The sequence below is a fragment of the Tolypothrix sp. PCC 7601 genome (assembly GCF_025677855.1).
Lineage (GTDB): Bacteria > Cyanobacteriota > Cyanobacteriia > Cyanobacteriales > Nostocaceae > Aulosira > Aulosira diplosiphon.
This window is the reverse complement of record NZ_CP064879.1, coordinates 2,749,865-2,774,235: the sequence shown is the minus strand read 5'-3', so window position 1 is coordinate 2,774,235 and position 24,371 is coordinate 2,749,865. Positions and strand designations below refer to the sequence as shown.

The window sequence follows — 24,371 nt, the reverse complement described above, 5'->3', positions numbered from 1 at the left end:
GTGAGTTGAAAAACAGCAATACTGTGAACTGGTAGTGCCACACTTAGATGACTCCAATCAATTTTCGTAAGTTAGTCACCCAAAAAGAATTTCTGGCCATCCTCAATCACCTGGAAAGGGAGATGGGCACTACTATTTGTATTGAAGATATCAAGGGTACAGCACTAATTGGTATTAAAAGTGATGCCAGCCTGTCTAGATACCCAGTACTACTGCTAGAAGAAGTAATTGGTTGGGTAGTTGGGGATCAAAAAGCAGCTAGTATTGCTACCCTCATTTCCTACCTAGCACAACAGCAATCCGAGAAAAAGTCATTAACTAAGGAATTGTTAGAAAAGTATCAAGAAATAGACTTATTTCAAGACCTTTCTACACAAGTTACCGCCAGCTTAGATGTGCAAGAAATTGCCAGGTTGGTGATTGAGGAAGCGAGACAATGCATTCCTTCTAGCTGTGGTGCAATTTTATGGTTAGATGACAAAACTAGTTGGCTGAAAATTCTCTGGGAATATGGCGAACTTAGCTCATGGTCAGAACCCCTCAAACTAGGTCAAGGAATCATCGGTACAATTCTGCGATCGCCTAAAGGTGAAATAGTCAACAATGTATTGGCAGATCCCAGATTTGTGGAGATGGAACCTAAAGTTAGCTCTCTGATTTGCGTACCCTTACTGTCTAAAAAGCAGCTAACTGGGGCAATAGTGATGTGTAATCAGACTCCCACAACTTACTCTACTAAAGACTGGAAACTGCTGAGTATTTTGGCATTGCAAGCAGCAGGTGCAATTGAAAAAGCGCTGCTTTACGAGCAAAGTTGTAATGCTGCACAAGTCGCCCAAGAACAAGCGCAGCAACTCCAGCTAACTCTGTTTGAACTTCAGCAAACACAGAGAAAGCTGATTCAAAGTGAGAAAATGTCTTCTCTAGGTAATTTAGTTGCAGAAGTTGCTCACGACATGAATAACCCCATTAACTATGTCAGTGGTAACCTCAGCCATATTCAACAATCTACACAAGAAATTTTAGATTTATTGCAACTTTATCAACATCACTATCCCAAGCCAGTACCAGAAATTCAAACGGTTATCGAAAATCTCGATTTAGAGTTTCTCATCGAAGATTTGACCAAAATGCTGTCCTCCATGATTGTAGGAGTGGGGCGAATGCGCCAACTGGCCTTAACTCTCAGAAACTTCTCCCGCCTAGATCAGGCAAAGATGAAGCCAGTTGACATTCATGAAGGAATCGAAAGCACCTTACTCATCTTACAAGGTAGATTCAAGCCCAGAGAAAGAAACTTAGGTATTCAGATTATTAAAGAGTATGGTGATATTCCCTTGGTTGAAGGCTACGCCAATCAGCTTAATCAGGTATTTATGAATTTAATTGCCAATGCGATCGATGCTTTAGAGGAGTCAATGATCAGTTGTCCATGGCCGCCTATGGGGGTGAAAACACCTGAAAATTACCAAATTCGCATTTCTACTGAGATAGTTAACTCTAATTGCCTAAAAATTCAGATTAGTGATAATGGCCCAGGTATTCCAGAAAATATTCAAGAGCGATTATTTGAGCCATTTTTTACTACTAAACCTATTGGTAAAGGTACTGGATTAGGTCTATCTATCAGCCATCAAATTATTGAAAAACATGGCGGATTGCTGCGTTGTATATCTCAAATGGGAATGGGAACTACTTTTAGTATTGAAATTCCGGTTCTACACAATTATGACTTTTCTACTGATTAAGGTAAAAACCAGTCCATAAATCTATTATTGACTAATTTCTTTATTGGAAAACAAGAATAAATAAGTAATTTTCCCCGCCTTATTTATTAATGTAAATTTCTTGCTAAGTCCAGGCTATAAACAAAGCACTGACTTAAAAAAAGAGGCTTGAAATCAAGATGGTATAGGTTTTTGAATTACATATTTTATATTCTTATAGCGGTTTCTAACCTAGTAAAGTACAAATTTATTAGCGTTTATCCTCTGCCCTCGGCGGTTAATTTTTTATAGTTGTAGCTCACAAATATGGCAAACAATATACTATAATCTCTTGTGCATCAGCCGATTAATAATTAGAGTTATCTTGCAATAGTTTTTAGGGGATTGCCACATATAGCAGGTTTCATAATTGATGTTTTAGTAGTAAATAAAAATTTTTTAACCTTAGAAATACTGACAGACATATTAAATACATAGATATACAATATTATTGGCACAGCTATAAGTAAATCCAAGATGTCAATCTTGCTAAAAACTAATCAAAGGAGGATGATTAATCCAAGAGAAAATAATTACACAGGGGCTAATATAAATATTTATTAGTTATTTTATTTAGAAGTCATTGAGGAAAGAATTTACTTTGTATGAACAATAAGCTACTAATTGTTGATGATGACGCTAGTATGCGTTTGCTAATGGAGGAAGTGCTAGAAAGCCTAGAAGATGAAGAAGTAGAATTATTGATGGCTAAAAATGGTGAAGAAGCATTAGCAATTATTCAAACAGAAAAGCCAAAACTAGTCTTTTTAGACATAATTATGCCAAAAATGGATGGTCTAGAAGTTTGTAATACTGTTAAGAAAAAACTAGCAATCCCTGATATTTACATTGTTATGCTTACTGCTAACGGGCAGGAATTCGATAAACAACAAGGTATTGATGTAGGTGCAGATTTGTATATAACCAAGCCTTTTCGCCCTAATATAGTACTAAAAATTTCTAGAGAGGTACTGGGTTTACCCGTTGCTGTTGAATTGGCAAAAGACGGTTTGTAACCAAGACAAACCGCCGGGAATTTAAACTTTAATAAAAAGGCAATTAATTGCCACCAGTGGTGATAGCTTTATGATGTATCGGGGGATCTTCTGGTTTTCTCTGCCATTGACCACCGTTACCTTGTTGGTATTCATTCCTGACGCTATTCCAAGCAACTTCACGCGCTCCATTTTCACTCATACCGTCTTTTTGAGCCGCATTGAAAGCTGCAAAGAAAATCTGTTGAGCATGTTCAGGCAGTTGCTCTCTGATATCCTGTGGTAATTCGTCTATCTTGTTATAAGCCATAAACCTACTCCAGTTATCTCTACTTTAGGTTTATGTTAAAAACTGATAAATCAAATTTCCTCTACTAACAGAGATATACGAATACTATACTTTTGGCTGAGTCAGAAGATATTCAAATCAACTCTACAAGAAGAAGTAGGATGCGTTAGTAACGCATCGTCTTCAGATTTTGATATTTTGATGTCACCTAAGCAGTTTATTGTAAGAGCAGTCAATATACTCACAATAAATTTATATCCCTATAGTTGTTCTCATATTGCTGTAACTCAACAATAAAAATTTAACCGCAGATGAAAGAGGATTAACGCGGATATACGCCGATAAATTTGTACTTCACTAAGCTAATAAAGGTTATAATATTTCAATATTTTTACCTACCAAGTAATAGTATATTGCCATTTATTTATCATTTTGGTACTAACACCCGGGACTTTTTCTAAATCATTCAAAGATGTAAACTTTTGCTGTTGACGAGCAATGATTATTCGCTGTGCTAATTTTTTACCAACACCTGGTAGGGTTTCTAATTCTTCTAGGCTAGCGGTATTGAGATTGATTTTAGGAGATATCTGATTTGTACTGGATGTTGGAGATTTAATTTGCGGACATTGTTTGGCTTCGGTTGCAATTTTTTGTTGAATAGTAAGTGGTAAACCAAGTTTTACCTTTGTATAAAGACGAGCAAATTCACGTACATAATGGGCAGCAACTTTAGGATTTTCAATTACTAGTAGGGTTTCATCGTTACCATTATTAGCGGCTTCTGACCAATTATGAGAACCTGTAATTACTGTATTACCATCAATAACAGCAAATTTGTGATGCAATAAATCGCCTTTTGGTAAAGTTGGTACGCCAACAGTAGTAATAGGATTTTTCCAAGGGCGGTTATCTACTTCATATTTACACTCTTCAGCTAGTGCAAATCCCATCATATCTAAGCCTTCGCTGTAAGAACGATAGGCAAATTGTGGTTCAATTAAAGCGCGAATATTGACTTTGTTTTGATGGCGATTTTCGAGAACATTAGCTAATTGTTGATCGGAAAATACAAACAATGCCATATCCACATATTTAGTAGCTGATTCTAAAGTATTAGCTATTAAACCGTTTGTACTCTGACTCCAAGGTTGAGTGGGTGAAGTTGGCGAAAACTGTACAGTAATTTTAGTTTCACCTAAAGTAATAGTTTTTGGCGATCGCGCTGGTTTTTGCAAACCAAATCGGCTATCTGGCTTACCGCCTGGGCCATCACCCCACATGGTGTTAAACTCTTCTGTAAATAAAGCTGCTAGTTCTGGACTCTCTATTTTTAAGAAATTGTTGGCATTGCCTAAACTACTGGGATTACTATAGTCTCCAAAAACATCGCTCAAAGTGAAGTTTGCAGAAGTAACAATCACAATGCTATTGTCTACAATCACAAATTTGTGATGCATTAAACTGCTACCTGCTGTCCCATCGGCTTTGTCATCTATTAAAGGAACTTTGGCATTTTGTACGATTACCAAAGCATCTCTTTGGTTAATTTCTTCAGAACTGAGCTGATTATCCTGGTTAATATCGATAAATTTACGAACTTCGTTATAGCGTTCTTGTTCCCTTTTTTCTAACTGGCTAATTTCCTCGCTTGTGAAGCTACTCCAAGGACGGCTATAGGTATTTTCTAAAATTAATCTGACTTTGACTCCAGCTTTTTGTCTATCTACTAATGCTTGAGCTACTTTTGGTAAACGTAATTCTTGAACGGCGACATCGACGGTAGATTTAGATTGAGCAATTGCATCGACAATATGCTGTTCTAAATTATCTCCCAGACGAACTTGCTGACGGTAAGGTTCGGTAAATTCTGAGGACTCGGAATGGTTAAAGTAAACCTGCACCAATGGATCTTGCGGTAAGGGTGCAGGAAGCTTATTGAATGACTGAACTTTTTGACAACCAGCTAGAGCAAGAATAAGCAAGAAAATACAATAATTATGGGAATGATATAAACAAGGCACAGGAATTTAGCTAGATATGCTTTAAAGGTGAATAAATAATATTATTCCCACAATTGAGTATGTCTAGTGCTTATAAAGACACTAACGAAAGCTTTTGCTAAGATTGGTTACATAATTTAACATTTTGTTTTTAATTTAGACATTTATGCAGACTGTTCTCAAATCAAGCCAAGAACAAGTCACTCGATTGTTTTCTAATTTGGAATTTGATGGAAATCAGTTAAGTCATCAACCTGGTAGCGTGTTAGGTAGCACAGCATTGATTGCAGGAACCACGGTTGGTGCAGGAATTTTGGCATTACCTGCGGTGACTTTACCGTCTGGGGTTGTACCATCAACAGTGCTGTTGATTGGTGTATGGTTATATACCTTAGTTTCAGGATTATTAATTGCCGAAGCCACTGTAAATACTATGCGTTTTGCTGGTCGTCCCAGTGTAGGCATGTTAGCAATGATTGAAAATACTCTTGGTGTTGTAGGTGGGCGAATTGCTGGTGCTACCTACTTATTGCTACACTATGCCCTCTTGGTAGCATACACAACCCAAGGTGGCGATATTTTAGGTTCTGCGATCGCAAACTTACTTGGTATCCAACATAAATTACCTGCATGGGTAGGCACAATAGTTTTTACCCTGATATTTGGCGGGATTATGTATCTGGGGCGAGAAAAGTTTGTCGAAAAACTCAATAGTGTGTTTGTCGCCATTGTCCTAGTATCGTTTCTCGGATTATTGCTGCTAGCTGGCGAACAAGTTAAAACCACACAATTATTATTTCAAAATTGGAGTGCTTTAGGTAGCGCCGTTTCTGTGATGGCTGTAGCGTTGTTTTACCATAATGTCGTGCCAGTGGTGGTGACGCAGCTAGAAGGCGACACTCGTAAAATTCGGCAGTCTATTGTGATTGGTTCTCTGATTCCCTTAATCATGTTCCTGGCGTGGAATGCAGTAATTTTGGGCAGCGTCAGCCCGGAGATACTTCAGAAGACTGTCGATGGTAGAACTATATTTGACCCTTTGCAAATTCTGCGTTCAGGTAGTGCTGGAGAGTGGCTGGGCGTACTAGTTTCAATTTTTTCAGAATTTGCGATCGCTACATCATTCATTGGATTTGTCTATGGCTTGCTAGATTTCTTCCAAGAAATTTTCTTCGTTACCCAAGTGCAATTTTCTAGCAGGTTACCGCTTTATTCGGTGATTCTTTTACCTGCTATGAGTTTAGGGGCAATTAATCCCAAAATTTTCTTTACAGCCTTGGATTATGTTGGCACGTTCAATATCTCGGTTTTAGCAGGTATTATTCCCGCGCTGATGACTTGGAAACAGCGTCACAGTTTAGAACAGTCAAATAAAATTCATCAACCACTCGTCCCTGGGGGGAAAGTGACACTAATAGCGATGATTGGCATTGCATTAGTTATTATTGGTAAGGAAATTTGGGCGCTGTAAAGTTCTGAGTTGTAGATACGCGATTAATCGCGTCTGTACAAGAGTGCTGAGTAAAAATGCTAGATTCTAGTTCTTGATGCTACTAAGCTTGCTACCACATCAGCCAAGTGTGTTGGCTCTAGGGGTTTAGGGATATGCATTTGATAGCCGGAAGCGATCGCTTTAATTTTATCTTCTTCACGGGCAAAGGCTGTCACTGCTATAGCTGGAATATGCACAGCTACCTCACTTTCCCAGTCTCGGACTTTGCGAATAAAATCGTAGCCGTCTTCTAATGGCATCCCGATATCACAAAGAATGATAGCGGGTTTCCAAGTGGATACTTTGTTGAGGGCTTGTGCAGCAGAGGCGCAAGTGCATACTTCTGCCCCCTGTTGCATGAGTATTGCGGAGACTAAATCGCGTGCGTCAGGTTCGTCATCCACCACTAGCACCCGCACATCCTTAAGTTTGTCAGAGTTTTTGTAAGTGCCATTTGTCGATGCGATCGGTGGAATGCTAATGCTTTCCTGACGAGCCATCACAGGAAGTTGAATCATGAAAGTTGCCCCCTTCCCCTCTCCATCACTATCAGCTTGAACTGTTCCACCATGAAGCTCGACTAGATGACGGACAATCGCCAAACCCAGGCCTAAACCACCATACTCCCTGGTGGTTGAGCCGTCTGCTTGGCGAAAACGCTCAAAGACGTATGGCAGAAATTCTGCTTTGATACCTACACCAGTGTCACGTACTCTCACCTCAACCAGTGAGTCAACTTGCTGAAGCTGCACTTCCACCCATCCACCTTGAGGCGTGAATTTAACCGCATTGGCGAGCAGGTTCCATACTACCTGCTGAAGTCGATTTTGGTCTCCTAAAACAGGTTCGACATTGGTAAGTTGTACTTGTAAATCGATGTCTTTGACTTCTGCCGCGTGACGCACCGAATCGATAGCACTAATAATCACAGTGGCTAAATTTAACGGCTGTGTTTCCAGGCGGAGTTTTCCCAGAATAATTCGCGATGTGTCGAGGAGATCATTGACTAATTGTGCTTGAGCTTTGGCATTTCGCTCGATAGTAGCGATCGCATTTTTTGTCTTTTCTTGATCAAGCTTCCCCCCACGTAGCAACTGGGCCCAGCCGAAAATGGCGTTGAGAGGGGTTCTCAGTTCATGAGAGACGGTAATAGGACTAACGCATTGACAGAATGATAAAATAATGCGTTAAGAAAAAAGTGTTGTCTACAAATAGGTATCGGACAATCAGAGAAATCAGTAAACTCTCAACAGCACAATGCAATCTGGAACATTACACTCTATTTTTGTTATCGGAACCGAAGCATGGAGGATGCAGTAGGTTAGCAGAAATATTGGGGAATGTTTCACATGATAGTGTGAACCGTTTTTTGTTGAGGGAGAGATACGCTCCCTATGATTTGTTCAGTACGGTAAAGACTATTATTAACTTGACAGGAGGGATTTTAAGTGTAGACGACACAGTCATAGAAAAACTGTACAGTAATCCAAAATATGCAGAATTAATCGGTTATTTTTGGTCAGGTAAATATCATAAAAGTATCAAAGGGATAAATTTAATTACGCTGTATTACAGCGACATACATGGAAGCTCAGTACCAATAAATTACAGAATATACGATAAAAAGGAGGGGAAAACGAAGAACGATTATTTCCAAGAGATGCTAATTGAAGTAATTGATTGGGGTGTAAAACCAAGGCTAGTAACAGGAGATAGTTGGTACTCAGGAGTAGAAAACTTAAAATTTTTAAGAAACCAGAAATTGGGTTTTCTATTTGGGGTTGAGAAAAATAGAACTGTCTCTAATGAACCAGGAAAGTATTGCCAAGTAAGTGGTTTAGAGATTCCTGATGAAGGGTTGGTAACTCATCTGAGAGAATTTGGATTTATCAAATTGTTTAGGAAAGTCTTCAAAAAAGAAGACTCTAGACATTATATATTGTATCTACCAGATGCTGAAGCTCTTCAGCAAATAACTCGCAGTGAATTTGTGACAATTCATGATACTCATTGGGGAATAGAAAGTTTTCACAGAGCAATAAAACAAGTATGTGGAATTTGTCGATTTATGGTGAGCCAGTGCGTTGGGCGGGTCTCCCGACTTGAAGCAACTGGCGAACCCGTAAGGGTTAGAGATAGCCATGCAATTAAAACACACATATTTTGCTCACTTCAAGCATTTGTTCGTTTAGAGCTAATGCGGTCTGAAAACATCATTTCTAATTGGTATGAATTACAAAGAAACTTGTTTACTTTAGTTGTGCGTGATTATATTGTGGACAATCTCACCAATACTTGTGCTGCCTAGTACACATCAATAATATTTTTTGTCAATGCGTAAGTCCTAGGTAATTAAGAACTCATCTTTGAGACGGTTAGCCGCTTCTGCTTCAGCTCGTGCTGCTTCCACCTGCGTCAAATATTCGTTCCGCTCACGTTCACGTTGCAACAGCAGGTTAGCTGAAAATTCTAAGGCTTCGCCTAACAAGGCCACTTCCTGAATGCTGGAGGGATTGATGCGAGGATATTCACCTTTAGCAAGCGCTTCTGCGGCACCAGCCGCCTCAGTGATGCCTTGAGAAATCCTCTGCGAGAGAACCAAAGCACCTACACCACTGACTAAGAGCAGCGCCAAACCAGAGCCAATTACTAGCCACATTGCACGACGAGCCGGACTTTCAATTATTTCCACGGGAACGACAACGGCTGTCGTCCAGTTCGAGAAATTTGCTCGACTGAAGGCAACATACACAGGCACTCCTTCCAAAGTAGTCTCGCGGTAAACACCCTCATTTGTTGCTGCGATTCGCTGGCGAAAAGACGGGGTACCTGGCTTGCCCACAAAGCGTTCAGGGTGAAGAGTCCGAGCCACAACAATTCCATGACCATCAATGACAGTACGTGTCCATTCCCCATCCACAGTTGTTTGGGTCTTGATAGTGTGAGTGAGCGATTCTGAGGAGATGAGAGCAGTCAGCACATATCGTAGTTTGCCGTTCCGTACTACTGGAACACGCACAGGAAATGCCCATTGCTGCTTGAAAGGTGCAAAGGCGAGGTAGCCCACTTTTGGCTGCTGTGTTTCCACAACACGCTGTACACTTTCAGGCTCATTTGTAAAAGGTAGTGCGCTGCCATAGGGACGGAAAGTATTCAATATCTGGCGTTTGTTTGGCGTGAGCAGGATCACACCCAACCAAGTTGGCTGCGTCTCCAATGTACGCTGCGCCTCGTTATAAAAGACTTTTAAGTCATTGTTGTCAAGTCGGTCAGAGGCAGCCAGTGCTTGTAGTGTTCTGGTTGTGCTAGAAACCTCACGCTCTACATTTTGAGTAAGATTGCGTGCTGCTAGAAGCAAGCGGCGCTCTGATGACGCACGCTCATTCAACGTGAGTTTTTGTACAATCGCAACAGCAAATAGGACAACAGGGAGTAAGACCCCTGCCACAAGTAATACCAGGTGCCATTTGAGAGCAAGTGTACGTCCACCGCAAGCATTCAAGCTGTAATTTCTACTTGTTGTACGCAAACTGACTCCCTGATGTGAAGGAAGTTTGGTTCGATTTGTTCTTGTCACGCTCTTTTACTGACAGCACACCAAGTGATTTATGCGTTGTCATCATTGGAATTATAACTACCTATGAATTTTGTCATCTTGGCAATCATAAAATATTTTCTCTTCAGGCATTTATTGCCGCTTAAATGTATGCTTAAGCGGCAATAAAAGTATATTAAACTCCGTATTCAGCACTTTACTCTATCGCTCTAGCTATTACTTTATTTGCGGCACTTTTAGCTCAAATAAGTTGCCGAAAATGTTGGACTATTTTGCGATAGTTTCAGCCAGCAATTTTAGTAAGGTAAATTATTACCTAAATCAGCTTTTTCAGTCAAAAATACTGATATTTACCTTGAAAATACTGTTAGTTTACCTCAACAGAAATCTTATTTTCCCCTTCCCCATTCCCCAGTCCCCAGCCCCCAGTCCCCAGTCCCCAGTCCCCAACCTATACAAAAGTTAACGCTTGACCGCGAACTTCTGTATTTAACTTGCCTTTGTCATAGACAATTTCACCACCCACAATAGTGGTAACAGCCCATCCAGTCAGATCCCAGCCTTCAAAAGGACTCCAACCGCACTTAGTTAATAGTTCTTCGCGGCGGACTGGGCGGTAGGTATTTAAATCTACCAAAACTAAATCAGCATCATACCCAGGCGCGATCGCACCTTTGTTGGGAATACCATAAGCTGCAGCCACAGCTTTTGACATCCACTGGACAACTTGGGCCACGGTACATTTCCCTTCCATCGCTGCGGTTAACATCACAGCTAGGGAAGTTTCCACCCCAGGCATACCAGAGGGGGTGTTGGGATATTCCTGGGCTTTTTCTGCTAAGGTGTGGGGTGCGTGGTCTGTAGCGATAAAATCAATCACACCATCGCGTAAAGCTTGCCACAGAACTTCATTATCGTGGGGCGATCGCAAAGGTGGATTCATCTGTGCTAAAGTGCCAATCTTTGCATAAGCGCTGGTATTTAACACTAAATGCTGTGGTGTTACCTCTGCAGTCACCCAAGTTGGTTTTTCTTGACGCAGCAAATCGGCTTCTTCGGCAGTGGACATATGCAGAATATGCAGCCGCCGTTGGTATTTTTTAGAAAGTTTTAATGCCAGCTTCGTTGCTAATAATGCGGCTTCATTATCTTGAATTTGCGAGTGAATTGCTGGGTCGTGAATCCCCGCAAATTCTTGCCGTCGTTGGTTAATTCTAGCTTGGTCTTCAGCATGAACAGCAATTAAGCGAGCCTGCTTCGCAGGAGCTTCGCTAACGCCCTGAGCAAAAATTCCCTCTAGGGCAGCTTCTTGGTCAACTAATAACTGACCATGCATTGATCCCATAAAAATTTTAATTCCTGGTGTCGGCTTGGCAGTCAGTAAATCGGGCAAATTCTCTGCCGTTGCCCCAATAAAAAAGCCATAATTAACTAAGCACTTAGTGGAGGCACGTTGTAACTTATCGTCTAAAGCTGCTTGATTAGTTGTGAGAGGACGTGTGTTCGGCATTTCTAAAAAGGAAGTTACTCCCCCTTTAGCGCAAGCACAACTAGCGGTGAACAAGTCTTCCTTGTGTTCCAGTCCTGGTTCACGGAAATGTACTTGCGGATCTATGACTCCTGGCAACAAAGTTAACCCAGCTGCGTCAATTTCTGTAGTGGGTGTGGGTGTAGATATTTCTGGTGCAACTTCGACAATTTGGCGATCGCGCGTCAGCACATCCCCAACCATCAATTCACCATTAGGTAGAATGATACGGGCGCGGCGAATCAGTAAACTTTTGGGAGATGACATGGAGTTAACAATATTAAGACAGAGGACTATACATAACAGAGAACTATCTTTTTAGGTTAAACTTGGTTGCACTCTTAAGAGTCAATTTTTGCTGCGGGTGAGAAAAAAGTTTATTTTTACCTATGTATCTGATTGTAAATATGGCAACATAACTACAATATCAAAGTTCTCCTGTTAAGATTCAAAAATATAGTTCCCCTTGGCGAGTTAAGTAGCTGCATCTTTTTTAACTTCAGTAATTTCATGCAAAATCAAGTGTCTGATAAAAATTCTAGTCAACAACCCGATCATTCTTGGATTGCAGAGCTAGGTAGAACAGTAGTATTAAGTATAGTTCTAGCCTTAGGTATTCGTACTTTTGTTGCCGAAGCTCGCTGGATTCCTTCTGGTTCAATGGAACCCACGCTGCATGGGACTCCAAATCAGTGGGAAGCAGACAAGATCATTGTGGATAAATTGAAGTACAAGTTTTCCGAGCCGCAGCGAGGGGACATTGTGGTCTTTTCACCCACAGATGAGTTACAAAAAGAACAATACCACGATGCTTTTATTAAACGTGTAATTGGCTTGCCTGGAGAAAAAGTAGAACTGAAAAATGGCAAAGTCTTTATTAACAATAAACCCCTGCCAGAAGCAAATTACCTGAGTTCCCAACAACGCACCGTAATTGACGTTTGTACATCTGGACAGCAGCCACCATTTTTAGCACAGCCTCAGACAATACCCCAAAACTCATACTTAGTGCTGGGCGATAACCGTAACAGTAGCTACGATAGCCGTTGCTGGGGTGTGGTTCCTCGCCAAAATATCATCGGTCGTGCTGTGTTGCGTTTTTGGCCTTTAAATCACGTCGGCGGTATCGATAAATCACCACTATATCCATAATTGCCTAGTACCCTTATTTCCAAATTTATGTAACCTTAGTGCTAGCAAATCTGTGCTCAAAGCCCGATGATTAAGTTGCTAGCAGCGCCAACCTAGTACCACGAGACAAAATTCAAAATCTCAAATCAACACAGCATCAGCTTTTTTTGATTCAGAATAAATGATTTATTTACGCCTTGTTGTACTAGGTTTATTGAGAATGTTTTCGCATATTACAGCTTATTTCAGGTAAATAAAATACCTCCTGAGGGGCACAATCAATACAGTTCTGATAAAACAAATAAATTGACGTTTACATCTTGTAGAGACGCGATTAATCGCGTCTTTCCAACCTTCATCAAATCGTATTAGGGGCACAATATATTGTGCCCCTAAAATTTATATACCTTACAAGCTGTATCTGTCGCAAACATTATTTGAATTGCTATCACAAACCCTTATTACATCCGGCTGATTCCGCAACTAACCCAACACAACGCGAAACCCAACATTGATGTATTTATTATCTCTGGCGTTACAATTGCGGACTGCTGAACGACAATTCCAGGGATTGATATTCCATGAACCACCACGCAGCAGACGAGTATGATTATCGCTCATCCACACACTGCCATCTGCTGGTGCTCCTTTATAATTTTTATGCCAGCTATCTTGGCACCATTCCCATGTATTACCATGCATATCATATAAACCAAAGGGGTTGGCGGGAAATGTGCCCACATCAGTGGTTTGCCCACGGTATTCGCCCTTTGGCCCAGCACCATAACAGTATTTACCGTTGTAATTAGCTAAATCAGTTGTAATAGTTTCACCAAAACAAAACGGTGTAGTTGTTCCTGCACGACAGGCATATTCCCATTCTGCCTCAGTTGGTAAACGATAGGGTTTTCCGGTTTCTTGAGCAAGTCGGGCACAAAACTCCATCGCCTCATCCCAAGATACTTGCTCAACAGGTCGATTAGCCCCTTTAAAATGGGAAGCTTCGGGATTTAATTGAATATTTACCCTTTCCAGTGCAGCTACAGCTTTCCATTGGCTTTGGGTAACAGGATATTTCCCCATGAAAAAAGGTTGAATCGTCACTAAATGTTGGGGACTTTCAGAGTTATATCTTTCTATTTCATCCCTGGGGGAACCCATCATAAATTGACCCCCAGGAATGGCAACCATTTCTAAAACTAAGCCATTATTTAAGTTGTCTATAAAAAGCTTAGATACTCCACGAATACGGTTAATTTCCCAAGTTTTTGTAGTATCCAAAAATCCAGATTTGTAAGTTAAGGTAGCAAACTCAAACTCAAAAATCTCAGTTTGAATTTGCTCTTTTCTCTGCTGTGACTTTTGGGGAAATACCTTTAGTTCTATCGCTGCAATATCTTCTTGCCGTAATCCTAAATACTGCTGATAATCTTGTAAATCTTTTTGAGTAGTGGTGTTGAAGGGATATTGATGTTTAACGGCATCAATTAAAGCTTGTTCATACTCTTGTAATTTTTGCTGATATTCGCGATAGGGTTGGAGAACTTTTTCATGAATTTCTTCAGCTTCTTCCTGGGATAAACCCAACTCAATTTGCTTAGATTCTAATATTTTTAAAGCAAAAATTGAAAAAGTTCCTTGACCTTGTTGCGCGCGACTTCTAGCCTCTTGAAAATATATTTGCTTGGCTGAAGGATTCAGCAGAATTGTTGGTGGTAATCTTAAGGCTTCCAAAGCTTCTAATGCTTGGCTATAACGCAAACTGAAGTGACGGCGCACCATTTGAGTTAACACCTCAGCCAAATGGTCATTCACCTGTACTTTACTTCGCCAAATAATTTCACCTGTTAAAGGGTCTTCTTGCAATTGTGAAGGTACAACACCAGTTAAAGCTTGAATTACCGTCATCCCCACCGCATAGACATCGCTACCTAAGCAAGGTCTACCATTTTTTTGCTCCGACGGCATATACCCAGAAGTACCGATGACCACGCTGGTATATACTTCCCCTTGGGAATTCACTATCAAAGAACCAAGTTCTTTCACCGCCCCAAAATCAATGAGAAAAATCTGACCATCCCGATGTCGCCGCATCAAATTTTGGGGTTTAATATCGCGGTGAACCACTCCTTTACTATGTATAAAAGACAAAACTTCTAAAATATCTTGCAACAATTTAGTTGCATAATCTTCACTTAGTGGCTTCCCAGGAATGATTTCTTGGCTTAAGTCCTGTCCTTCGATAAATTCCTGAACTATGTAAAGATTTTCTCTTTCACTAAAATGTGCTAGTAATCGGGGTATTTGGGGATGTTGGCCCAGTTTTTCGAGAATAGCCGCTTCTTTTTCAAAAAATTCTACAACACGAGGATGGGTTTGGTTAGGGCGGAGTTGCTTAACTACACACAAAGGTCTGCTAGGTTGCAAATTGTCCCTAGCCAGAAATGTTACAGCGAAACCACCGCCGCCTAATTGCCGAATGATTTCGTAGCGTCCAGCCAGTGTGTTCAAGATTACTGCTAACCCCCAGAAACCTCATGAGTTTTAGTGTAATTGTTAATGATTGAATAGGACAAGTCAACTGAAATTATGGTAAATACAATTACTGCTATATAAGCACGGAGATAAAATTGTACCGATAGTTCAGACACACTGACCTTTTATTTTAAATTATGGTTCCGCAGTATTCAGGATTTGAGACTTAGCAGTAACGCGTCATCTATTTAGCGGTGTGTTGGGCGCAAGGATAGTTATTTCGTGAGAAATAATATTGAAAATAGTTGTAATTAATAAATAATCTTTGATTTATCTGTGCTGAGAAATCCGTTTTTTACATTTAGCTAAAATTAGGCATATTCAAACTAAATATGTAAATGTTGTTAGCAAAAAAGGAAAAGGTTTTTATCATTTATCCCTTTCCCTTTTTAATTAAGCTAAAGTTTCTGGTTCCACACCTAAAGCTCTTAATCTGTCTTCTAGTATTCGCGCTCTTTGTTCTGCTGCCAAACGCCTTTGTCCTTCAACATTCGCTCTTTCTTCCGCTTCTTCGATACATTCTTCTACTGTGAGCAACCTTTGCCCTTCTTCGTCATACCAATACAACCATTCCCGTGCAATTCCTTGATAAATTCCTCGATGTCTGCCAATTCCTAAACCAATTTCTGGTAACCAAACAGGACTTCCTGACATGAGTACATATTCGCCATCTACGAGGCGATAAACTTCTAAAGGAGATTTTTTCCGCCGCAGAGGATTATAGATAACGTAGTATAAAATCCCTAATTTTTTAGCATAAAGCTCTTTTTTAGTACTATATTCTCCCCGATGTATTTGCGAAACAACTTCTAATGCCAAAATTGGTAATTCTTTTTCTTCCCATAGCACATAACTCAAGCGTAAATATTCATCAACAAAGCGCTTCACTCCTAAACTCAGAAATCCATCAGGGACAAGGGCTGGATGATTTGGGTCATAATAAATACCCATATTCACACCAAAAAACCAATCCCAACGTTCTGACCAAATCATAGTCACGGTACTTTCAAGCAAGGCAGGGATGAGATGCTGTAATTGATTATCCACAGGGGTATCGTCAGAGTTGAGTAATTCTTCGGAAGATGGCAAACAATGCAACGGGTTGTAGTTTAACATGAGCGGTATGCTAAATACTGACTCTAGATAGATTGTAGGAAAAGAATGCCAGCCAGATGTCTAAATATTCCATCATCTTATTGCTGATATCCTCAGCAGAATTGAGGTTTTAGTTAAAATCAAGCTAGATAGTAGTAATATCTAAGTTTATAAAAATATTGTTAATCAGGAAAAACTTCCTGAGGTAGCAGGTGTCAATAGGATATATATAGGAATAGTAGAACGTGCTGAAAAAAACGTTAATAGTACTAACGGAATTGTTTGCACCCGTAAAAAATGCACAAATAACACTGATTGTAATTTTATTCCTAATTATCCTATTATTCAATTTCACCCTCAAACTGATAAACCTTGTCAACTTTGGTATGAAATTGAAGGTTGCCTTAATTTAGTTATATCTTTCCTAGAAAATATTTGATTTAATAACTTATCTAATTACTCACAAATTATGTTCTTCCTTACCTGTTATGCCAAATTATTAGTTAGATATCAAAATTTAGATTAAAATATCAACGTCCTATTCAATATCTAAAATGTTATTCAATAATGCCATTTTTCTTTGCTTAGTCATGGTTTCATGATTATTGTGAATGAGATTTAGCATAATTTGTAATGAAGAGCCACAAGTTATTACCTCAAGTATCTACTGCAAAACTATAGAATTTGTAGTATTGAATTATAATCTATATTTAGTTGTTCGTAATCTTCAATACTTTTAATATTGTAGTTTATAATAAATATTTCTTTACCTTTATATCTTGAACCTTTTTCTTTTTCTGTTTTTTTAGTTGTTTTTTTCTGGTCATCAGTTCTATTTATTGTATAATTCCATTCCATTTCATGGATACCTGTTGCCCAACTATAAAATTCTCTAATATCTTCTGTATTATCATAAGTAAGTAAAAACTTTATTCTTTTACTATTTTTCTTTAGTAAATTACAGAGTCTAACGTGGTCTTCTTTGCTAAAAGAATGAGTATAAAACTTATCTTGATCGGCATTATAATATGGTGGATCTATAAATATAAATGATCCATCATCTACTTCTGAAATTACTTTTTCAAAATCAGAGCAAGTAATATTAACACCTTGAAGTTTTTCAGAAGTGCGAAGTATATTACGAGACCAATTTTCAGGTCTCATACTATACTTTTCTCCATACCCCCAATAACAATTCACCATATTCATTATTCCTGAATATGAAGTTCTATTTAGGTAGTACCATCTAGTAGCCCTTTCTATATTGTTAGTTGCTTTATACTCTTTTTTATAATATGTGTGTCTTTCTTTAGTAGCTTTTTCATCTTTTAGACGCTCAATTAAAAGTTCGGGATTATCCCGAATTATCATATAACAATTAATTAATTCATCATCTATATCATTGAGCCAATTACCACTAACTTTATTTTTAGCAAAAAAGATTGAGCCCCCACCTGCAAAAGGTTCTACATAACTATTGTGGTTGGGTATAAAATCGAGTATTAACTTACGTGCATAAAATTTTCCACCTGCATACCTAAATGGTGAGTTGATTCCTTTATTCACTGTAATCACAAGCTCTTTTCGTGCCAAAGCTGACTATAGTATACAAAAACTGTAATTTCAATCTCTGTACCAACCTAATTTTTTATAAACATTGTTAATAGGGGTATATATTTCTACAATTAATGACAATCCGCAACTGACACAAGAAGCTCAATAAAAAAGAGCGAGTATATTACCCGCTCTAAAATTAATAGTCATATCAACTATCAATCTTGATTTTAGTTACCAATTTGTGGCGCAGCTAAAGAAACCTTTGGTAGTTCTTTTTGTTGTGCTAATGTTGGTACTGAATCGCGCAATCGTTCTGTTAGCTGCACTGTTGTAGAGTCATAAATTTGAGTTAGCAGCTTCGGATAAAAACCAATCCCAATTATTGGAACTAACAAACAAGCAATGATAAAGACTTCACGAGGTTCGGCATCAATCAATGCTTGGTGAGAAACTAACTCTTCGTTCTCTTGACCGTAGAAAATTTCGCGTAACATTGAGAGCAAATAAATTGGAGTTAAAATCACCCCAACTGCCATCAAGAATACCACGATGACTTTAAATGTGGAGCTATACGCATCGCTGGTAGCAAAGCCAACAAATATCATTAATTCTGCTACGAAACCGCTCATTCCTGGCAATGCTAAAGAAGCCATAGAACAGGTGGTAAACATGGCGAAAATCTTCCGCATTCTCTTACCTACACCACCCATTTCATCCAACATGAGGGTATGTGTGCGGTCATAAGTTGCACCGACGAGGAAGAATAAACTTGCCCCGATTAAACCATGAGAAACCATTTGCAATACTGCCCCACTCAATCCTAAATCTGTGAAAGAGGCAATACCAATGGTGACAAATCCCATATGCGAAATTGAAGAGTAGGCAATTTTTCGCTTCAGGTTACGTTGGGCAAATGATGTCAGGGCGGCGTAGATGATATTTACGACCCCCAAAATCACTAACACAGGTGCAAAATAAGCATGGGCATCAGGCAGCATTTGAGCATTCATGCGAATTAAGGCGTAACCACCCATTTTCAGCAGAATACCTGCCAGCAACATATGCACTGGCGCTGTCGCTTCACCGTGGGCATCTGGTAGCCAGGTGTGCAGAGGGATAATAGGCAATTTAACAGCGTAGGCAATTAAGAAGCCGCCATACAGTAAAAGTTGGAAATTGAGGGCGATGTCTTTTAAAGCGAGCGATCGCATGTCAAATGTGACTGTATCGCCATAAAAGGCCATTGTCAAAGCACCCAGTAAAATAAACAGCGAACCGCCGGCGGTATACAAAATAAATTTGGTCGCTGCATATTGCCGTTTTTTACCACCCCAAATCGCCAGCAGTAGGTAAACCGGAATCAATTCCAGTTCCCACACCAGGAAAAACAACAGCATATCCTGGACGGCGAACACGGCGATTTGACCGCCATACATCGCCAATAGCAAAAAGTAAAATAGCCTGGGTTTAAGTGTCACAGGCCAAGCTGCTAAGGTCGCCAGGGTGGTAATGAATCCAGTCAAAATAATCAGGGGCATAGATAAGCCATCAGCCCCGACTGACCATTTCAAATCCAATTGCGGTACCCAGGCGTAACTCTCCACCAACTGCAAATCGGGGTTGGAGAAGTCATAGCCTGTATAAAAAGCGTAAACAATCAGTGCAAAATCAATCAATCCCACAATTAAGGCATACCAGCGTATGGTTTTGCCGTCCTTATCTGGGATGATGGGAATCAGTAGCGACGCGGCTATCGGTAACAAGATAATCGTCGTCAGCCACGGGAAGTTAGCTGTATTCATCGCCGTTCGCCTGCAATCAAAATCATGTTTGGCAAAAAGTCACTAGCTATTAAGTAGCAGCTTTTTTGAGATTTAGTCTCCCTTGTTAGGTTGATTTAACAAAAATGAAGAAAGATGAAGGTAGGTCAATCGATTCACCCGCCTTCATCTCTATTAAACATACTATTTGGCTATTCACTAGAAACTCAGATAATGAATTGTCGAAGGAGTGCTGAATCTGAATTATTTTGTAACTTAAAACTCAGAAATCAGCACTCAGGATGGAACTTAGGTAATACCAAAGAAAATCACTAAACCCAATACTGCCCCAAAGATAATCAAGGCATAGAATTGTGCGCGTCCATTTTCCAAGTATTTCAACCCTTCACCACTGACAAGGGTGAAAAAGCCCGTAAGGTTAACAGCACCATCCACAACTCGGAAATCAACTTCCATGACTTGTCTAGCTACGCGACGCAAGCCCATAACGAAGACGCGATGGTAAATGTCATCAAAGTACCACTTGTTAAGGGAAAGCTCATACAGTGGTTTGATTTTCGCCGCGATCGCAGCTGGATCGATTTTACCGCGCAAATACATCAAGGAAGCCAAGGTAATCCCAATCAAGGAAATACCTACAGAGGCCCCTGCCATAATGTAAAATTCCGTCGGATTAAACTCGGCAGCTTTTTCCAAAACTTCGCTTAAAGTTTCGGTGGGTGGGAATATGAATTCCTCGAAGTAGTTGGCGTATGGTGTGCCTACCAAACCAATCAAAATCGAAGGTACGGCTAAAACTGCCAAAGGTAGGGTCATTGTCCAAGGCGACTCGTGGGGAGTATCACTGTGGTGACCGTGGGGGTCATGGTCGCCATGATGTCCACCAGTTGCAGCTAATTCACCTTTTTTCATTGCCCCAGGCCCAAAAGTCGGGGCTGGTTCGCCTGATTCTAATTCCAAGATAATGGTCGAAGCTTTTTTGAGCTTGTCTTTGATTTTCTCGTCAGTACCCCGGAATTTGCCTTCAAATGTCGAGAAATACATTCTAAACATATAAAAAGCGGTAATCCCAGCAGTTAGCCAGCCAATAAGCCATAAAAATGGGTTAGCTTCAAAAGCCTTGCCGAGAATTTCATCTTTTGACCAGAAACCAGCGAAGGGGGGAACACCAGAAATTGCCAAGCAACCAATTAAGAAGGTAATGCCGGTCACTGGCATATACTTACGCAATCCGCCCATTAAACGCATATCTTGAGCTAATGCGGGGTCATGACCTACGACTCCTTCCATACCGTGAATCACGGAACCGGAACCCAAGAACAGCATCGCCTTGAAATAAGCGTGGGTCATAAGGTGGAATAATCCGGCGCTGTAGGAACCTACTCCCATCGCCATCACCATATAACCCAACTGGGAGATGGTGGAGTAAGCTAAACCCTTTTTGATGTCATTTTGGGTAATAGCGATTGTCGCCCCTAAAAATGCCGTAAATGCCCCTGTAAAGGCAATGACGTTCATGGCTGCGGGCACATGTTCAAAAACGGGGTACATGCGCGCAACCAAGAACACCCCAGCCGCCACCATTGTGGCGGCATGGATTAAGGCGGAAATGGGGGTGGGGCCTTCCATCGCATCCGGTAGCCAGACATGGAGAGGAAATTGCGCTGATTTTGCCACCGGGCCGAGGAAAACTAAAATCGCAAACAGGACAGCCAGAAAATTGCTGATAGAACCTGATTGTACAAGTTCGCCTAGACGATCGCCCATGACACCAAAATCAAAGCTGCCTGTGGCCCAAAATAGCCCCAAAATACCAAGTAAGAGACCGAAGTCTCCCACACGGTTAGTTACAAATGCTTTTTGGGCTGCATCTGCTGCTGACTTGCGATCGTACCAAAAGCCGACCAACAAGTAAGAACACATCCCCACCAGTTCCCAGAATATATATACCTGTACAAGGTTGGAACTGACTACCAGTCCCAACATTGAGGAGCCAAATAAACTGAGATAGGAATAAAACCTGACATATCCTGGGTCATGAGCCATGTAGCCATCGGTATAAACCATGACTAAAAAAGCTACCGTGGTCACAATCACCAGCATCACAGCTGTTAGGTGGTCGATTGTGTAGCCCATACTCAGGTGAAAATTGCCTGCTGCTGCCCATTCTAGGGTACGGACATAAGTTGGATGTCCTTGAATTTGACTCCACAGCAAGGCAAACGACAGCCCCATAGCTGCTCCCATTAAGGAGATAATCACTACAGCGTTCAGCTGCCGCAGGCGGTTTGTCACCTGATTTAACGAAATTAATCCTAGACCGACCAGCATTGCCCCGAAAAGCGGCAATACAGGAATCAGCCAGGCATATTGATAGATTACTTCCATCACTGACGCGTACTTTTAGGATTCTTGACTAAGTTAAAACAGTGCTGCTGACGGTCTTCAGAGGACTAGAACAGAGAAAGAAGTTGAGAGACACTGCTGTGGCTTCCCCCAGGATGGGTCTGAACCGCAGGGACTTGTAGACATGATCCAGGGGGCTTCCCAAAGAGTAGCAAACAAGTTGCATTTTCCCAACCCAGGCAACTGCAGAGAGTGCTGGGTTTCTCGTAGTTTTCCGAATGGGTTGCTCTAGGTTAGGGTAAACATCTTAACTTTCAAGCAATCTCCGTTACGGTCAAATTTCCGTCCTCAGGTAACTGTCAGGTCGAACTGTTAATAATTGTGACATACACCCTTTAGCATAAAATACCCCACCGGTAGGGATTGCGGTGGGGTGTTAAGCTTGGTTTTAGATTTGCTCTATCAAATTAATCATTAAATAGTCAACAGTCAATTAACTTTGGATTTGGTATTTGGGATTTTCGATTGATTCCCGGAATTAATCCTGAGGCTTTTACCTCAGAAGTGAAAAATTTTGCATTAAAAAATTAGCGACTAGACTTAGCGACAACCTAAGTCTACAGTTGTGGGGCTATTGTAGTTTACAGAGCGATCGCTATAGCTCACTTTAATTTCTGCTAGCGCTCGACGTAAATCGTCTCTGCCACGAAAACCCTCAAGACGATGCTGGATGGTGCCATTTTCAATCAACAATAAAGTGGGCAGTGACTTTAAGCGATAAGTGGTAGAAAGTTTAAAATTTTGGTCAGCGTTCACACCAACTAATTTTATTTGCTCCTGGCATTCGTCTTGAAATTGCAATAACAAGGGGTGGATAATGCGGCACAAGCCACACCAGGGTGCTTCAAAATTTACTAAAACCGGAATTGGAGATTCTAAAACTTCTTGAGTAAATGTCCGCTCACTAACCGACAACACCATGATGCCTCTAGAATTATAGGGTTTTTAATCAAACTAATTATCAGCAGTAGTGGCATTGGCAAGCAAGTTACTGCCGATAGACGCTCTATTTGGATACAAAATAGTTAGACAGAATTGAGCGCGTTGATTGCGGCGCTGAGATCAAAGCCAGCGCGACATTCACGGTTACTTTTTTGGATTTTTAAGTCTTGATAGCCACTATTGTCTGGCAATTTAGACTAGAGATGCTATTCCTTTCCTAGCACAATTTATTTTTTAGCAACTACCAATTCCAAATCTCAAACCGACTCCATACACCCCCACTTGCAGCTATTTGAATTTATCGTACATTGATTTGGTAGCAATGGATAATTTGATATTCTCATCTATTTGAGCAGTATCTTCTGATATCGGGGATCATCTAAAGCTACCATGTTAACTTACTAGTTGCTGCCAATAACAGGGGGTGCGACCACCAAAGCAATGCGACAAAAATTGCTACTCCTAAATAGGCAGGACGGAGAAATTCTTGCAATTTCAGAGATTGGCGACCGTCAATAATTGCTAAAAAGGGAATAATTGAAGTCCGTTGTTTGACAATTTCAAAAGCTTCACCATAGCGGTGAGTGAGGCGGCGATCCCCGTGCCAAACACCAAATAAGTGATGCAGTACCAAACCAATTGAGGTAACTAGGGTAAATGTGGTACCTAACCAGAGGGTATGAGCAACACACCAAATTATTTGTCCTACCATTTGGGGATGACGGGAGATGCGAATAATTCCTGTTTCGTAAAGATGAACCTCAGGCTTTTGGATGGCGGCAATTTCTAGTAGATTGAAGGTAGCAGGATATAAAAATATAAAAGAAATCGCCGACAGCACCCAAACTAAAATTTGTACACCAGGTACATCTTGCACCTGCCAAAGTTGCAAACCATCATAACGGTGATTAAAAAAGTAAATAATTAATATTACAGCCAAAGGCAGGCTGACTAAGGCAAATAAAATCCGATAAAGCCTTGGCCCAATGTATTTTTCTGCCACAGGCCGTAAAGCAGCACCACCACTGTGCGCGATCGCAAAAACTAACTGTAACCCCAATATGACAAAATGACTGGGGGTTAACCAAGAAGTCAGCATCATAACTTATACGTAGGTGAAGTAAATTAAAGAAAACTTAGATCAGTACAACAAATACCACAAAGTATTCAAAAGGGGACTTTAGTCAAGATGTTGTGCTACTGTCTGTTTCGAGTCAATCTTCCCAGTTGAAGATGCAATTAATCACACTGACTTTGATCAGTGTGTAATGCTGATTTCTTGCTAAAGCCGCTCC

General features: G+C 40.4%; 17 protein-coding genes. 5 read left to right on the top strand and 12 right to left on the bottom strand.

Annotated elements, in window-relative coordinates; all coding sequences use genetic code 11:
- Positions 1-47: 47 nt before the first annotated feature.
- On the top strand, positions 48-1,748 hold the full coding sequence (locus HG267_RS11565) for an ATP-binding protein (protein ID WP_045869103.1): 1,701 nt from the start codon (positions 48-50) through the stop codon (positions 1,746-1,748).
- Positions 1,749-2,371: 623 nt separating this feature from the next.
- Positions 2,372-2,782: a PleD family two-component system response regulator gene (locus HG267_RS11560; RefSeq protein ID WP_045869102.1), complete on the top strand. Its 411-nt coding sequence runs from the start codon at positions 2,372-2,374 to the stop codon at positions 2,780-2,782.
- 43 nt (positions 2,783-2,825) lie between these two features.
- Here the strand turns inward: HG267_RS11560 and HG267_RS11555 are convergent, their stop codons facing one another.
- Positions 2,826-3,071 carry a ChaB family protein gene (locus tag HG267_RS11555; protein ID WP_045869101.1) on the bottom strand — a complete coding sequence of 82 codons (246 nt, stop codon included), beginning with the start codon at positions 3,069-3,071 and terminating at the stop codon, positions 2,826-2,828.
- A gap of 374 nt (positions 3,072-3,445) precedes the next feature.
- A complete protein-coding gene (locus HG267_RS11550) occupies positions 3,446-5,074 on the bottom strand; it encodes a DUF655 domain-containing protein (protein ID WP_045869100.1) in 1,629 nt (542 codons plus the stop codon).
- A gap of 145 nt (positions 5,075-5,219) precedes the next feature.
- Here HG267_RS11550 and HG267_RS11545 point away from each other — a divergent pair, with 145 nt between their 5' ends.
- Positions 5,220-6,524, top strand: a complete 1,305-nt coding sequence (locus tag HG267_RS11545) for an amino acid permease (RefSeq protein WP_081583941.1) — start codon at positions 5,220-5,222, stop codon at positions 6,522-6,524.
- A gap of 59 nt (positions 6,525-6,583) precedes the next feature.
- Here the strand turns inward: HG267_RS11545 and HG267_RS11540 are convergent, their stop codons facing one another.
- Positions 6,584-7,696, bottom strand: coding sequence for an ATP-binding protein (locus HG267_RS11540; protein ID WP_255325180.1), 1,113 nt, complete (start codon positions 7,694-7,696; stop codon positions 6,584-6,586).
- A 134-nt stretch (positions 7,697-7,830) separates the two neighbouring features.
- On the opposite strand from HG267_RS11540, the gene HG267_RS11535 reads away from it, so the two are divergent.
- Positions 7,831-8,853, top strand: coding sequence for a transposase (locus HG267_RS11535; protein ID WP_081583864.1), 1,023 nt, complete (start codon positions 7,831-7,833; stop codon positions 8,851-8,853).
- 36 nt (positions 8,854-8,889) lie between these two features.
- Here HG267_RS11535 and HG267_RS11530 read toward each other — a convergent pair whose 3' ends face one another.
- On the bottom strand, positions 8,890-10,122 hold the full coding sequence (locus HG267_RS11530) for a cache domain-containing protein (RefSeq protein ID WP_052335117.1): 1,233 nt from the start codon (positions 10,120-10,122) through the stop codon (positions 8,890-8,892).
- A 430-nt stretch (positions 10,123-10,552) separates the two neighbouring features.
- Positions 10,553-11,896, bottom strand: coding sequence for a dihydroorotase (locus tag HG267_RS11525; protein ID WP_045869099.1), 1,344 nt, complete (start codon positions 11,894-11,896; stop codon positions 10,553-10,555).
- A 243-nt stretch (positions 11,897-12,139) separates the two neighbouring features.
- Between HG267_RS11525 and lepB the strand changes: the two genes are divergently transcribed.
- Positions 12,140-12,781: a signal peptidase I gene (gene lepB, locus HG267_RS11520; RefSeq protein WP_045869098.1), complete on the top strand. Its 642-nt coding sequence runs from the start codon at positions 12,140-12,142 to the stop codon at positions 12,779-12,781.
- 462 nt (positions 12,782-13,243) lie between these two features.
- On the opposite strand, the gene HG267_RS11515 is transcribed toward lepB, so the two are convergent.
- The 7 genes from HG267_RS11515 to HG267_RS11485 form a co-directional block, all read right to left on the bottom strand.
- Positions 13,244-15,271: a bifunctional serine/threonine-protein kinase/formylglycine-generating enzyme family protein gene (locus HG267_RS11515; protein ID WP_045869097.1), complete on the bottom strand. Its 2,028-nt coding sequence runs from the start codon at positions 15,269-15,271 to the stop codon at positions 13,244-13,246.
- Between the two features lie 417 nt (positions 15,272-15,688).
- Positions 15,689-16,411 carry a Uma2 family endonuclease gene (locus HG267_RS11510; RefSeq protein WP_194007828.1) on the bottom strand — a complete coding sequence of 241 codons (723 nt, stop codon included), beginning with the start codon at positions 16,409-16,411 and terminating at the stop codon, positions 15,689-15,691.
- Between the two features lie 654 nt (positions 16,412-17,065).
- Positions 17,066-17,983, bottom strand: a complete 918-nt coding sequence (locus HG267_RS11505) for a DNA adenine methylase (protein ID WP_228045511.1) — start codon at positions 17,981-17,983, stop codon at positions 17,066-17,068.
- A gap of 191 nt (positions 17,984-18,174) precedes the next feature.
- Complete coding sequence (gene ndhD1, locus HG267_RS11500) at positions 18,175-19,749, bottom strand: photosynthetic/respiratory NAD(P)H-quinone oxidoreductase subunit D1 (RefSeq protein WP_045869094.1); 1,575 nt, start codon at positions 19,747-19,749, stop codon at positions 18,175-18,177.
- Between the two features lie 267 nt (positions 19,750-20,016).
- Entirely contained in the window at positions 20,017-22,116 is a 2,100-nt protein-coding gene (locus tag HG267_RS11495) for an NAD(P)H-quinone oxidoreductase subunit 5 (RefSeq protein WP_045869093.1), read from the bottom strand.
- Positions 22,117-22,674: 558 nt separating this feature from the next.
- The gene (locus HG267_RS11490; RefSeq protein ID WP_045869092.1) at positions 22,675-23,055 is read right to left on the bottom strand and encodes a thioredoxin family protein; all 381 of its coding nucleotides are present in this window, start codon (positions 23,053-23,055) and stop codon (positions 22,675-22,677) included.
- 406 nt (positions 23,056-23,461) lie between these two features.
- Positions 23,462-24,178, bottom strand: coding sequence for an NnrU family protein (locus tag HG267_RS11485; RefSeq protein ID WP_194007827.1), 717 nt, complete (start codon positions 24,176-24,178; stop codon positions 23,462-23,464).
- Positions 24,179-24,371 lie beyond the last annotated feature (193 nt).